The organism is Sanguibacter inulinus (assembly GCF_013415325.1).
In the GTDB taxonomy this organism is placed as follows: domain Bacteria; phylum Actinomycetota; class Actinomycetes; order Actinomycetales; family Cellulomonadaceae; genus Sanguibacter; species Sanguibacter inulinus.
Genome location: NZ_JACBYE010000019.1, coordinates 26,518 through 40,008 on the forward strand (window position 1 = coordinate 26,518; position 13,491 = coordinate 40,008).

Sequence of the window (13,491 nt, forward strand, 5' to 3'; positions counted from 1 at the left end):
GTCCACAGGGGTGAGGTACCCAGTGAGAGGTACCCATCGCGGGACAGCGTGTCTCTGCTTACGGTATGGACGACCGCTCGACGACGGGAGAGAACCATGAAGTTCGCGATGGAAGCCGATGCGCTGCAGGTGCTCGGGCAGAAGACGGCGACCGAGTCTGACGACTTGGGTCAGCTGGTGCGGAACCTGAAGGAGGCTGCGGAGCCTCTGGAGTCCACGTTCAACGGTGTGGCCAAGGCGTCGTTCATCAGCTTCAAGGAGCGCACGGACGACATCTCCTCGATCCTCAACAACGCGTTGGTGGGGATCACGGAGTCGATCGGTGGTCAGAACCTGGCGTTCACGACTGCTGCTGACGAGGGTGCTGACCAGCACCGTTCTGCTGAGGGCTCCGCTGACTTCCAGGGTGCCGACACGTCCAAGTTCGCCCCCCGGGCCTAGAGGAGGATCGTCATGTCCAGCAACCAGATGGATCGGAACGACTACGACATCAGCTCGTCGCAGGCGGCTCAGTCGAACTTCGAGCGTGCTGCGGGTGCGCTCGAGGCGGCGCTGGCTCGTCGTGACATGGATGTCAAGAACGCGATGGCTGTGTACTCCGCCGACGGCGTGAGCGACAGGTATGCCGCGATGGAAGCCCAGTGGAACCAGGCCGGTACCGAGGTCAAGGGCATCATCTCCGCGATCCGCACGTCTCTGTCGGAGAACGACGAGATCGCCCGCCGCGGGCTGCAGCAGGCCGCCTCCTACATCCCGGACTGAGCCATGAACATCGTCCACCCTGTCGCCGACGAGTGGGGCGAGGACTACGCAGTCTTCGCCGCCTCTGCCGAGCACGTCGTCCTCAGCGAGCCGCTGGCCGCGTTCCTCGACTACGCCGTCACGGAGCGCCTGCGCCCCGTCCTGATGACGAGCACCGGGACGCGCCTGAGCCCTTTCGTGTCGCTCGCGATGCGCAGGGCGGGCGGGCTGTGGGCCGTGCAGAGCGCGGACGGTGCGACGTACGACGGGCTCTCCGGGTACAGGATCGACACGCTCCGTGACCTCTGGGAGCGTCCGGGCCAGGGGACAGAGCGTCTGCCGTCCTACACGACCCTGGCCACCACGCACGAGCAGCAGTTCCCCGGTGTGCTGATGTTCGACGTCTTCGCGCACCAGCGCGCTGCCTCGGACACCACTGTCGGGACCCTGTCGGAGGCGATGATCTCCGCGCTCGGCGGGTCGCCCCTCGAGCTGTGGGGTCCCTTCGAGCCGCTCGTGGACCGTTGGGACACGCGGGTCCTCACCGAGGTCGCCCGCCGCGAGATGCCTGCGACGGACGCGCTGCACGGCCTGAGCCGTGACGGCTCCTTCGTGGACCTCTTCGTCGGTCGCACCCGCCGAGGGATCCTCGAGCAGATCAAGGGTGGGGTCGCCCTGCGGCGCTATCCCGACCACATCGGTGGTCTGGTGCAGACGGCGTCGCAGGCTCTCGCGACCATCGCCGACGAGTTCCAGCCGACGATCGGCTTCGTGTCGCTCGCCGAGACGGACATCGGGACGTGGGTCGAGCCGGCTGCCAAGCGGCCGGAGGTCCCGCTCGCCGTGATCATCGGGCCGCGTGGTGTGCACGACCTCGACATCGATGCCGCAGCCCTGGCCGAGAAGCACGACATCACGATGCTCGGGCGCAAGCGCACACCGAGCCTGCTCGTCAGGTTCAGCAACCCCGACCAGGGTCTCTGGGCCCAGCTCGTCGCCTTCGCCCACGACCTCGGTGCCGAGCGCATCGCGGCCGCCACAGGACTCGGGAGGGTCTGACATGCCAACCGAGATCGTGCTGCTGAGCGAGGTCGAGCCGACCTCGGCCGTCATGGTGCGGGCCGCCGCCGTCGACCACCCCGACGGGACGTTCCTGGAGTACCGCGACGGTCAGATCCGCCAGTTCGTCGACGCGCAGGGCCGAGCCCTCCTGTCGATCTACAGGAGCCGACCCGTCCGGGAGCCCCGTGAGGCGGCCGACATCGTGATGAGGCCACCGACGGCCTTCGGTCTGTGGACCGACATGGCCGTCCCCTACGGGGACACGGGCGCCGGGCGGGCGCTCGCCGAGTCCATCGCCGCCGCCGTCGGCGGGACCATCGCCGACCGAGTCTGAGGGAGACGACCATGACGCAGTGGAAGATCGACCCCAGCGGGGTCCAGAGCATCCTCACGACGGTGAACACCGACGCGACCGAGCTGGGCACAGCCCTCTCCGAGGACAAGTTCCAGGCTGTCCTCGACGGGCTGACCTGGGGCGGGATGATCACGCAGGACGTCCCGACGGCCGTGAACGCGCTGTTCGCCGACCAGACCGCGAACCTCACGAACATCAACAACCGGATCAACGCCGGCACCGTGGGTGTGGCCAACGCGGTCATCGCCTACAACAACGGGCAGGAAGACATGTCCGCCACCTACCAGGCCGAGCTGCTCAGCTCCGCCGTAGACGGTGACTTCTCGTACTTCGTCGAGCACGGACACCAGGGCTGAGGACCACACCATGACGACGACACCCACGATGTGCGTGAACGACGGCGGGTTGATCAACCCCGACGCGTTCCCGGCACGCGCCAGCGACCTCGACACCGGGGCCATCACCGGCTCGGCGACGAGCATCCGTGCGATGGCCACGACCGTCCACGACGAGACCAGCTCGATCGACACGACGTGGGCCGGGCTCAGCGGCAGCTACGAGGCCCCCGAGCAGGAGCAGGTCTACGCCCTCATGACTCCGGCGGTCACCTCCGCCACCGAGCTCAAGACGGCCTTCGACGCGGCTGCTGGTCACCTCGACACCTACGCCGGGGTCCTCGACGGGATCAAGAGCCGTCTGTCGACCTTCGAGACGACCGCAGCGGACTTCCGCGCCGAGGTCATCAACGGTGTCGAGACGATCGCGGCCGAGAGCAACGAGGCGAACGTCGAGGACTACGCCGAGTGGGCCTTCCAGTGGGTGCCCGGGGTCGAGCAGCGCACTGTCACGGTGCCCTGGTACGAGGACAGCGCGACCGTCGAGCGCAACCAGAAGCTGCTCGAGGAGTACGCAGGGCTGCTGGAGGAGATCTCCACGGCGGCCACGCAGTGCGCCAACGACATCAACGCCCTGGTGCAGAACTCGTGCGTCGCACCCGTCGAGGCGATCCCCGCCGAGGCCTTCAACAACCCCGAGATGCCGATGCCGTGGGGCGAGTCCCGGGACGAGGACCGCAACTGCCCCGAGTCTGTCGGCCACGGCGCCGCGAACTTCGGCATCGGCATCGCCGAGGGTGCCGGGATGCTCGTGCTCGGGTACAACCCCGAGAACGGCGAGTTCTTCCAGGGCGAGGCCTGGGGCCAGGCCTGGGGCGGGCTCGGCAACCTCGCCGGCTCCCTCGTGCTCGCCACGACCCCAGCCGCCACGATCGCCAACATCATGGCCGCGACGGGCAACGGCAACGCGTTCACAGACTTCATGTACGACCGTCAGAAGGTGGTCGCCGGGACCGTCGGCTCGATGATCGGCTTCGACATCGAGAACCCCGACGACCCGTGGCACAAGTGGAAGGAAGACGGTGTCGCGACGGGCACCGAGTCGATCCTCAACGTCGGTACCTTCTTCATCCCCGGTGCCGGGCAGGTCGGCGCGGGCCTCAAGGTCGGCAGCGCGAGCGCGAAGGTGGCGAAGATCGCGGCCGTCGGCGCCGACTTCCTCATCCCCGGAGGCTCGTGGGTCGTCAAGGGCGGCGTGCGCGTCGCGACAGGTCTGAGCGACCTCCTCAAGGTCGCCGACAACGGCGTCCCCGGCCTCGGCGCGACCACCCAGGTCGGTGTCAACGGCGTCAAGCTCTCGCCGACAGCCCTCATCAACGCGATCGACGACGTGCCGGTGTCCCAGGCGACCCCGCCGCCGAGCTCGTCGATCGTCCCGAGCGGCGGCGGCCCCGGCACGACGGCACCGCCGTCGGTCCTGCCCGACGTGAGCGGCCCTGCCAGCCGGCCTGGCCCGAGCATCGACGACGTCGCCCCCGGTGGGCGCGGCCCCGAGCCGACGACGCCTGCCGACCCGGCACCTGCGGCTCCTGGGGCGCAGGACGGCACGCAGCCGCCGAGCGGTGGACGGCCGGAGCCGACGCCGGCCCCCGAGACGACTCCCGCACCCGAGGCTGGACCTCGTCCGGAGCCTGCTCCGGAGGCCGGGCTGACGCCCGAGCCTGCTCCTGCCCCGGAGGCTGGCCCGTCGCCCGCACCGGTCCCCGAGACCGGACCTGCGCCCGAGGGGACGCCGGCTCCCGAGGCCGGCCCCGCGCCCGAGGGGACGCCGGCTCCCGAGGCTGGGCCGTCGCCCGCCCCGGCTCCCGAGCCTGGAGCTGCGCCGGAGCCCGGCGTCGACCCGAACCCGGTGCCCGAGGCCGGTCCCGAGGCTGGTCCTGTCCCCGAGACGACCGAGCCTGGCGGTGCACCTGTGCAGCCCGCACCTGAGGCGGGGACACCTGCTCCCGATGCTGGTCCGTCGCCCGAGACCCCGCGTCCCGAGCCCACCCCCGGCGGTCAGCCCTACGACCCCGAGGCCCCGGTCCGCGACACGTCCGACCAGAGCCAGGCACCCGGTCGCCCCACCCAGGCCGACGTGGACGAGGCGCTGCGCAACGCGCCCGTCGACGAGCACGGTCGACCCGTCGACCACCGCGACGGAGAGCCGCTCCGTGGGGACAACGCCAACGGCTCGCGTGGCTGGCACATGAAGTGGGACCCGGACGGTCAGCAGTGGATCGCCGAGAACCCCGGCAACCCCACCACGCCCTCCGGCGTGCCGGAGTCCGCGCTCGGCCCTCAGGCCGGAGACACGGGCCTCGGGACCGTGGAGTCGCCGCGGGTCTACCACTACGACCACCCGGCCGCGCAGTTCGCAGACGCCCCGCAGCCCGACGCCCTCGACCTCACCGAGATCACACCCGGCGAGAAGTACACGGTCGGGACTGTCGAGCACATGCACTCCAGGTGGTCGGAGTACCTGGCCTCGCACACCGACGACGCGATGTCGTGGGACAGCTGGCGCGACATGTACGTCCGGAACATCGGGCACCTGCCGCGAGGCACGGCCTTCGAGCAGGCGTACTTCGACGTGAGAGACCTCGACGCCACCGAGTGGAGCCGGAACACCACGATCGACACCGCGTTCGAAGGCTCCGGCATCGACATCGACATCGACCGGAACTACGACGGGCTGAACCCGAGCGAGACTCTTGCGCTGGAGATGAAGTCGGGCAGCACGATCGACCCGGCCCAGCTCGCGAAGGACAAGAAGCTCGTCGCCGAGTACGGATGGGACGTCCACTACGTCTTCGGCAGCCAGCCGTCTCCGTCGACGATCCAGCAGCTCGCCGACGCCGGGGTGACCTACGAGGTCTTCCACAGCGTGCCTGTGGCAAGACCATAGACTGCACGCCAGACCCACGACCAGCAGCGATGACACGGAGGACCCAGTGACGACCGAGCAGGACGAGCTGTTCCAGGCGTGGCTCGAGGAGATGCACCCCCGGCTCGCCCGGTTCGAGGACCTGACCATGCCGGCCGGGTGGCCCGGGGGGTACAGCCGCGAGTCGCTCGTCGCCCTCGAGCAGCACATCCTCGACAGGTGGCCCGACAAGAAGTCGTTCCTCGACGAGAACGACACGGACTTCATCGAGGGCGCGACGCGGTACATCGGGGAGACGTACCTGCGCCTCGCGGGCGGGGGATGGTCGATCAACCACGACCCGGAGTTCATCTACACAGGGCGACCGGTCGTGCGGTTCGACACGGAGAGCCCCATGCCGGTCTCACCCGTGCACCTCATGACGACAATCCTCGCCCGGCGCACCGGGAACGTGCTGTCCCGGATCTGGGACGGTCAGACTGCCGCTGTCGAGCGGCGACGCGAGGCCGAGGGTCCGGGCTGGCAGCCGCGCCGCGACCCCGTCCCCGGCGTCGTCGCTGCTCAGGGCCCGTCGTCGTCCGAGCTCGACGCCTGGATCCAGCGCGTCCCGCAGCTGGTGGACTCCCTCAGGTCGCGAGCAGGCGCGCGTGCCGCCCGGCTCGACCTCACCCTGGCCTCGCTCGAGCCGCTGGGAGAGCTCGCGCTCGAGGACGTCGACGGAGGACGCCTGAGCCGCGAGACCTACGGGGACGTCAAGGCCTCGTACGTGGCGTACCTCGGAGCCGTGGCCCTGCGGGCGGCCGGAGGAGCCTGGGTCCTCGTGCCCGGGGAGCGCGACGACTCCAACCCCTTCGTCGGGCGTCCGTACGTCGAGCGCTTCGACGAGTCGGGCGACCGTCGCACCGCAGCCCTCGAGCCTGCTGTCGACAAGGTCGCGGTGTCCCGCGACGCCAGCGTGCTCAGCCGGATCGTCGGAGGGTACGCGGGCTGAGGAAAAGCTCCTCTTCTTCCTCCTCTTCTTCCTCCTCTCTGCCGCGATCTTCTCCCGCGCGGGCACTTCTCCCCATCGTGATGACGCGCGTCCTTTTCTAGGGTGACCTTGGCTGCCCACGTGAGGTGGCTCTGGAATTCGCAGGGGGAGAGAACCATGAAGTTCGCGATGGAAGCCGATGCACTCCAGGTGCTCGGGCAGAAGACGGCGACCGAGTCTGACGACTTGGGTCAGCTGGTGCGGAACCTGAAGGAGGCTGCGGAGCCTCTGGAGTCCACGTTCAACGGTGTGGCCAAGGCGTCGTTCATCAGCTTCAAGGAGCGCACGGACGACATCTCCTCGATCCTCAACAACGCGTTGGTGGGGATCACGGAGTCGATCGGTGGTCAGAACCTGGCGTTCACGACTGCTGCTGACGAGGGTGCTGACCAGCACCGTTCTGCTGAGGGCTCCGCTGACTTCCAGGGTGCCGACACGTCCAAGTTCGCCCCCCGGGCCTAGAGGAGGATCGTCATGTCCAGCAACCAGATGGATCGGAACGACTACGACATCAGCTCGTCGCAGGCGGCTCAGTCGAACTTCGAGCGTGCTGCGGGTGCGCTCGAGGCGGCGCTGGCTCGTCGTGACATGGATGTCAAGAACGCGATGGCTGTGTACTCCGCCGACGGCGTGAGCGACAGGTATGCCGCGATGGAGGCCCAGTGGAACCAGGCCGGTACCGAGGTCAAGGGCATCATCTCCGCGATCCGCACGTCTCTGTCGGAGAACGACGAGATCGCCCGCCGCGGGCTGCAGCAGGCCGCCTCCTACATCCCGGACTGACCTTCCTGGGCATTGGACGAGAAGTGACAGGTCTCGGCGGCGCGCTGGTGTGCGTGGACGCCGAGAACTGCGCGCTGCGCGACGCGGCGTAGACGGAACTAGCGGGGGGGGGGGCAGCTTGATGAGCACATGGAAGATCCAGAACGACACGGTGGCGACAGTCCCTCCGGGACGTGGGTGGTGACGTCGACAGGCTCGGCGCCGCGGTCACCGAAGACTCGTTGCAGGTCGTGATGGGAGGTGTGGCGTGGGGCGGCGAGCTCACGCAGCCCGTGTCGACGGCGGTGGGCGACATCTTGATCGAGCAGCAGAAGAAGCTCCAAGAGATCGTGAGTCGTGGCACGGCCGCGATCGTCGGGGTGTCGAACGCCGTGATCGCCTACAGCAACGGGCAAGAAGAGATGGCGGCCACGTTCCAGACCGAGCTCTTCTCCTCGGCCGAGTCTGGCGACCTCAGCTATTTCGCGCTCAACGGCTACCAGGGCTGAGGGCGAACCGATGAGCTGGACGCCGCCGCAGTGCATCGCCGACGAGGGCCTCGTCAACCCCGATCTCTTCGACATCCGTGCCGCGGACATCGACACCTCGACGATCTACGGGTCGGCGACCGCACTCCGGAGCATGGCCACGACCGTGCACGACGAGACGGCGGCGATGAGCTCGACGTGGTCCGGGCTGCCGGAGGGGTACGAGGCCCCCGAGCAGGAGCGGGTCTACGCCCTGATGAGCCCGGCGGAGCAGGCAGCTGAGGACTTCAAGACCACGCTCGACGCGATGGCACGCCACCTTGAGACCTACGCCAGTGCCCTCGAGGGGATCAAGCCGAGACTTGCGGCCTTCGAGGCGCGGGCGGCGACCTTCAGGGCTGAGGTGATCAACGGTGTGACGGTCCCCGTGCTCGAGGGTAAGGGTCCGGGCCTGGGCGACTACGCGATGGCGGGACTGCGGTGGGCTAGCCGTCTCGACCAGGACACGACTGTGGTGCCGTGGGTCGAGGACGGCGCGACGGTGGATCGCAACGACGCCTTCATGGAGGAGTTCCAGGCGTTCCGGGTGGAGGTCTCCACCGCGGCCGCACAGTGCGCGAACGACGTCAACGCATTGCAGGAGTTCACGCCTCTTGCGCCGCTCTCGCCCGGACCGCCGGCGCAGGTCGTGCCGGTCGGGCCAGGGGTCGACCCGGCAGTGTCGTCGCCTTGGGGGCAGGCACGGTCTGAGGAGCGGAACTGCCACGAGACCGTCGGCCACACGACGTCTTCCTGGGGTTCTGACGTGCTTGCGGACGGTGCCATGCTCGTCCTGGGTCGCAACCGCGAGACGGGAGGCTACTTCGAGGGGGAGGTCTACAGCCAGAGCTGGACGGGCATGGGGAGTCTGCTGTTCGCGACGTCTCTCTCGATGAACGTCAGCAACCGCGAGGCTGCGGCGCGGGCTGCGTCGGGGGAGAGCGACGACCCGGCTGACGCGTTCATGAACGAGCAGCTGAACCTCGCGAAGAGCGGGTGGGGCTCGATCATCGGCTACGACGGCAGCAGGCCGGACGACGTGTGGCACCGGTGGACGGACGACGGGCTTGCTACGGGTGTCGAGACGCTCCTCAATATCGGGACCTTCTTCATCCCCACGGGTGCAGCGATCAAGGCGACCGGCACCGGGGGCAAGGCGGCCCGCGTGGTCGCGGGTGCGGCCGATTTCGCTGTTCCGGGCGGCTCGTGGGTGGTCAAGACGGGTGTCAACGCGGTGACGACCGGGCCGCGTGCGCTGCACCTGGGGACCGGGGTGACGATGCCGAGGACGGCCGGGCTGATCGCTGCCGTGGACGGGTCTGTCCGGGTGGATGTCCCGATCCCCGGAGAGTCGGTCGTGCGGCGCGGGTCCGAGACGTGGCTCGCCGACCGGGCGCAGCCGGGTAAGCCCTTCGATCCGGAGACCAGCCGCCGGGAGACCGTCAACCAGAACCAAGCCCCGGTGCGACCCACGGGTGATGACCCACGGGCGGCGTATGAGCGAGCACCGGTTGACGAGGCCGGGCGTCCTGTCGATCACAGGACCGGTGAGCCTCTGCGCCCTGACGGGCCTAACGGGGAGCGTAGGTGGCACCTGAAGTGGGACCCGGACGGGAACGCGTGGGTCGCAGAGAACCCGGGTCCGGGTAAGACAGCTCCAGGGGACCTTCCTGCTCGGGGAGAGCCGAACAGTTACGGTTACGACGCGAACGGGGACAGGCTGCCGTACGCGAACCATCGACCGGAATACGGGCCCGACCAGGTGCGCGAGGTCTGGAAGGCCGCGCAGGACAAAGACGGTCGGGTGTTCGTCAGAAATCTCGAGGGCAAGCGTGTTGAGGTCCATTGGGACCCTGGAGAACCCGCGACCCTCACGTCTCCGGGGCGACCCGCAGCGTCGCGAACGGGCCTGTGGGACATGGGTCACATCGCGGAGAAGAAGTACAGTGACCTTCGAGACAGATATCTCTCTGGAGAGATATCAAAAAAAGAGTTCATCGCTGAGTATCAAGACCCGAAAAATTATAAGGTCGAGGATCCGGGGGTTAACAGGTCTCATGCGAATGAATCTCAGTAGTTGAGCTGAGGTCTGACTGGTTCGAGCTGGAGGTTGAGGATGGCCAGTGTCTGGTACGACGCAGGAAACAGTAATTTTGAGCAATTCACGGCGGCGTTCCCGGACGAAGGGCCGGTGGATTATGATGTCCTGATCCAGGCGCTGAGCAACGGGGATGTCGAGGCGCGGGTGGCGATCTCTGAATGGTTGCTGGATCGTGGGGCGAAGCCCTCTCGAGTAGGTGTTAGAAACGCCGCGACGGCTGCGCATGTCCTGGTGGATCAGGCGTGGCACGATTTCGAGCTCGAGGCCCCTCTGCTCCGCCGGCTTTTGGACCTCGGCGTTGACGTCAATGCGGTTGCGCCCCGCAGTGGCACCGCCCTGCAGCTGCTCTCCGGAAAGTTCAAATATTCCGACGAGGAACTTTCTCCGTTCTATGACGTGTTCTTCGAGCGGCCAGATCTGGATCTGCTGAAACCAGGATGGAGAGGTTTTTCGACCCTTCAGCTCGCAAGAAACGCCGAGGATTCGCGTGCTCTGCTGGTCACGCGCATGGAGCAGTACCTGACAGACCGCGGCATTGCGGTCCCCGAACGAGAGGTGTGAGTCGTGGCTGTCCCGGAGTTCATCCCGAATTCGGGTGCGTGCTTGGTGTCGAAGAATGTGGTGAGTGGTGCGGGCCGGGTGCGGTGGATGGTGCGCGAGAACTCTCAGGCCCCTGCCGACAACGGGTGGCGGATCTTCTCCCACATCGACACCTCGGACTATCTCGCCGATGCGTCGAACCTGCAGATCATCCCTTTCAACGACGCGTGCGCGATCGAGCCTGCGTTGATCGGGATCTACGACTTCCCTGTGGGGTCGGACCTGCAGCTGGTCGACGAAGGCGCAGGGATCAAGGTCGTAGACACGGCGTCGGGCCGGGAGATCCCGCCGGAGAACTTCTACGTGCCGCCGTCGATGCGGGCCTGAGGGTCGGCTGTCGAGACCGTCTGAGGAGGGCACCCGACACGGGGCCAGTGTGTCTTTGCCCAGGCGGGGCGGGCTGTTCAGGCCTCTGGCATCGTTGATGTCAGGTGGGATGTCAATGGGGTGTACCGACACGGAGGTTTCAGTGACGACCGAGCACGACGCCCTGTTCCGGTCCTGGCTCGAGGACATGCATCCGCGCCTGGCGCGGTTCGTGGACATCATCACGCCTGCTGGGTGGTCTGGCGGCTGTTCACGAGAGTCTCTCGTCGCCCTCGAGCGTCACATGCTCGACAGGTGGCCTGACGTCGCGTCCTTCCAGCAGGAGCAGGACACGGATTTCATCGACGGCGCGACGAGGTATATCGGGGAGACTTACCTCCGACTCGGCGGCGGCGGGTGGTTCGTCGACCACGACCCGAAGTTCGTATTCTCCGGCAGACCGTGCGTGCGCCTCGATACCGTGGACCCGCTACCCATCTCACCGGTGAACCTCATGGGTGCCGTGCTCTCGCGGCGCACGGGCGAGGTGCTCGCCCGTGTGTGGGACGGGCAGACGGAGAATCTCGCCGAGCGTCGGGAGGTCGAGGGCCCAGGTTGGGAGCCGGTGCGTGAGCCTGTGCCAGGCCTCTTCGTCGAGCGCCTGGGGTCTCCCGAGCTCGAGGCCTGGGTGCAGCGTGTCCCCGCTCTCGTCGACGTCGTCCGGTCTCGCGCAGGGTCGGAGCGTGCCCGGTCGCTCGACCTGTTGCCACTATCGCTCGAGGTCCTCGCCCAGGTTGCACTCGAAGACGCCGACGCCGGGCACCTGGCGGAGGGCGTGCAGGGCGACGCGCGGGCTGCCTACGTCGCGTATCTCGGGACGGTCGCGATAGGGGCTGCGGGAGGTTCCTGGGTCCTCCTGCAGAGGCCCGACAACCACGAGAACCCTTTCGTGGGTCGGCCGTTCGTCGAGCGGACCGACTCCGACGGCGACCGCAGGACAGCTCTGCCAGACGGGGCCGTCGACGCACTCCTCACGACGCGGTCCACCGATGTCTTCGCACGGATGCTCTGGGCGTACACGGTCTGACGGTGCGCGGCACCACGGGTTGGTACACCTGAGATGGCTGTCCATCGCGGCATTGCTCGCGAGAGGGGAGCAGCACCTGACCGACCGCGGTATCGCGGTCCCTGAGCGAGAGGCGTGAGTCGTGGTTGATGTTCCGGAGTTCATCCCTGGTTCAGGTGCGTGCCTGGTGTCGAAGAACGTGGCGACCAGGGCGGGTCGGGTGCGGTGGATGGTGCGTGAGGAGTCGTTCGACCCGGCGGACAACGGGTGGCGGATCTTCTCCCACATCGACACAGCGGAGTACCTGGCGGATGCCGCGAACCTGCAGATCCTCCCCTTCAACGACGTGTGCGCGATCGAGCCTGCGTTGATCGGGATCTACGACTTCCCTGTGGGGTCGGACCTGCAGCTGGTCGACGAGGGTGCCGGGATCAAGGTCGTAGACACGGCGTCGGGCCGGGAGGTCCCGCCGGAGAGCTTCTACGTGCCCGATGTCCCGGCCCCGAGGACGAGCTTCGGAGCGCCTCAGGACGCTGAGCGGGAGTCTGAGCAGGCGAACTCCCATGCTGGGCAGGCCGCGCCACCGAGGGATGCCACCGGCGCCCGACCGACCCCGCAGGCTCTCGTCGAGTGGGAGGAGCGCGTCCCGGAGCTCATCGCGGCGCTGTGGGCACGCGCCGGGAAGCATGCCGACCTCCTGGACCTGAGCGTGGAGTCGCTGGCGACCGTGGCCCACCTGGCCGTCGAGGACGCCGACCGGGGGTACATCCGCCCGGTCGACCACGGCACGGCCAAGGCCGCCTACGTGGCCTACGTCGGAGAGGTCGCGCTGCGGGCAGGTGGGGGAGACTGGGTGGTCATGTCGGTCGAGGACAGACCTCTCGACCAGGGCAACCGTCTGGTCGGGCGTCCCTTCGTCGAGCGTCGCGACGAGACGGGCGCGGCGCGCGTGATGCTGCCGGAACGCGCTGTCGACGCGCTCGTGGTGTCCAGGTCCGCCGACGAGCTCGTCGAGATCGTCCGCCGCTACGCCAGCGAGCGGGTGGAGGCGTTGACGCCTGTGGCCGACGCACGCCTGACCGGCGCCGACGAAGCACAGGTGACGCCGGAGCAGGCAGAACAGTTCCAGGAGTGGCTCGAGGCGATGCACCCGAGGCTCGCACGGTTCGAGGACTTCATCACCCCGAGAGAGTGGACCGGCGGGTACACCCGGGAGTCTCTGGCGGGGCTGGAGCAGTACGTCCTCGACATGTGGCCGGACCAGCAGTCCTTCGTGGACGCGGCTGACCTGGACTTCACCGACGGGGCTGTGCGGTACATCGGCGAGACGTATCTCCGGGTGGCCGGCGGAGGGTGGTCCGTCGACCACGACCCGACCTTCATCTACTCCGGCCGGCCCGTGGTGCGGTTCGACCGCGAGAACAGAACTCCCGTCTCGCCCTTCCACCTGCTGTCGACAGTCCTGAACCGCCGCAGCGGGAACGTCCTCACGAGCATCTGGGACGGGCAGGCGCGCCAGGTCGCCGAGCGCCGAGCGACCGAGGCGCCTGGCTGGCGTCCGCGTCGGGACTCCGTCCCGGGGCTGATGACCGAGGTGCCGCCGCCACCTCCCACGGCCGCTCCCTAGACGGAACTGCTGCCGAGCACGGCGCCGCCCGCGGAGACCGGCCGGCCACGCTG

Annotated in this window: 15 protein-coding genes; all 15 read left to right on the forward strand. The window is 68.1% G+C overall.

From position 1 onward, the window contains the following. Positions 1–96 precede the first annotated feature (96 nt). The 15 genes from HZZ10_RS09375 to HZZ10_RS09445 all read left to right on the forward strand — a co-directional run bounded on the left by HZZ10_RS09375 (position 97) and on the right by HZZ10_RS09445 (position 13,438). Positions 97–441: a hypothetical protein gene (locus tag HZZ10_RS09375; RefSeq protein ID WP_056134513.1), complete on the forward strand. Its 345-nt coding sequence runs from the start codon at positions 97–99 to the stop codon at positions 439–441. 12 nt (positions 442–453) lie between these two features. Continuing rightward, on the forward strand, positions 454–762 hold the full coding sequence (locus HZZ10_RS09380; protein WP_056134510.1) for a hypothetical protein: 309 nt from the start codon (positions 454–456) through the stop codon (positions 760–762). A gap of 3 nt (positions 763–765) precedes the next feature. Then, positions 766–1,800: a DUF6177 family protein gene (locus HZZ10_RS09385; RefSeq protein ID WP_056134508.1), complete on the forward strand. Its 1,035-nt coding sequence runs from the start codon at positions 766–768 to the stop codon at positions 1,798–1,800. A 1-nt stretch (position 1,801) separates the two neighbouring features. Next, entirely contained in the window at positions 1,802–2,137 is a 336-nt protein-coding gene (locus tag HZZ10_RS09390) for a hypothetical protein (RefSeq protein WP_056134503.1), read from the forward strand. A gap of 11 nt (positions 2,138–2,148) precedes the next feature. After that, on the forward strand, positions 2,149–2,514 hold the full coding sequence (locus HZZ10_RS09395; protein WP_056134501.1) for a DUF6507 family protein: 366 nt from the start codon (positions 2,149–2,151) through the stop codon (positions 2,512–2,514). Between the two features lie 10 nt (positions 2,515–2,524). Next, positions 2,525–5,440: a hypothetical protein gene (locus HZZ10_RS09400; RefSeq protein ID WP_179913302.1), complete on the forward strand. Its 2,916-nt coding sequence runs from the start codon at positions 2,525–2,527 to the stop codon at positions 5,438–5,440. A 46-nt stretch (positions 5,441–5,486) separates the two neighbouring features. Beyond that, positions 5,487–6,410: a hypothetical protein gene (locus tag HZZ10_RS09405; protein WP_179913303.1), complete on the forward strand. Its 924-nt coding sequence runs from the start codon at positions 5,487–5,489 to the stop codon at positions 6,408–6,410. Positions 6,411–6,566: 156 nt separating this feature from the next. Further along, positions 6,567–6,911 carry a hypothetical protein gene (locus HZZ10_RS09410; RefSeq protein ID WP_056134513.1) on the forward strand — a complete coding sequence of 115 codons (345 nt, stop codon included), beginning with the start codon at positions 6,567–6,569 and terminating at the stop codon, positions 6,909–6,911. Between the two features lie 12 nt (positions 6,912–6,923). After that, positions 6,924–7,232, forward strand: coding sequence for a hypothetical protein (locus tag HZZ10_RS09415; protein WP_056134510.1), 309 nt, complete (start codon positions 6,924–6,926; stop codon positions 7,230–7,232). 173 nt (positions 7,233–7,405) lie between these two features. After that, positions 7,406–7,720, forward strand: coding sequence for a DUF6507 family protein (locus tag HZZ10_RS09420; RefSeq protein WP_179913304.1), 315 nt, complete (start codon positions 7,406–7,408; stop codon positions 7,718–7,720). Positions 7,721–7,853: 133 nt separating this feature from the next. Beyond that, positions 7,854–9,815, forward strand: a complete 1,962-nt coding sequence (locus tag HZZ10_RS09425; RefSeq protein WP_179913305.1) for an HNH/ENDO VII family nuclease — start codon at positions 7,854–7,856, stop codon at positions 9,813–9,815. A 39-nt stretch (positions 9,816–9,854) separates the two neighbouring features. Beyond that, a complete protein-coding gene (locus tag HZZ10_RS09430; RefSeq protein WP_179913306.1) occupies positions 9,855–10,400 on the forward strand; it encodes a hypothetical protein in 546 nt (181 codons plus the stop codon). Positions 10,401–10,445: 45 nt separating this feature from the next. Beyond that, positions 10,446–10,766, forward strand: a complete 321-nt coding sequence (locus HZZ10_RS09435; protein WP_308507543.1) for a DUF2185 domain-containing protein — start codon at positions 10,446–10,448, stop codon at positions 10,764–10,766. 142 nt (positions 10,767–10,908) lie between these two features. Beyond that, on the forward strand, positions 10,909–11,832 hold the full coding sequence (locus HZZ10_RS09440; protein ID WP_179913308.1) for a hypothetical protein: 924 nt from the start codon (positions 10,909–10,911) through the stop codon (positions 11,830–11,832). A gap of 121 nt (positions 11,833–11,953) precedes the next feature. Further along, a complete protein-coding gene (locus HZZ10_RS09445; protein ID WP_179913309.1) occupies positions 11,954–13,438 on the forward strand; it encodes a DUF2185 domain-containing protein in 1,485 nt (494 codons plus the stop codon). Positions 13,439–13,491: the final 53 nt, after the last annotated feature.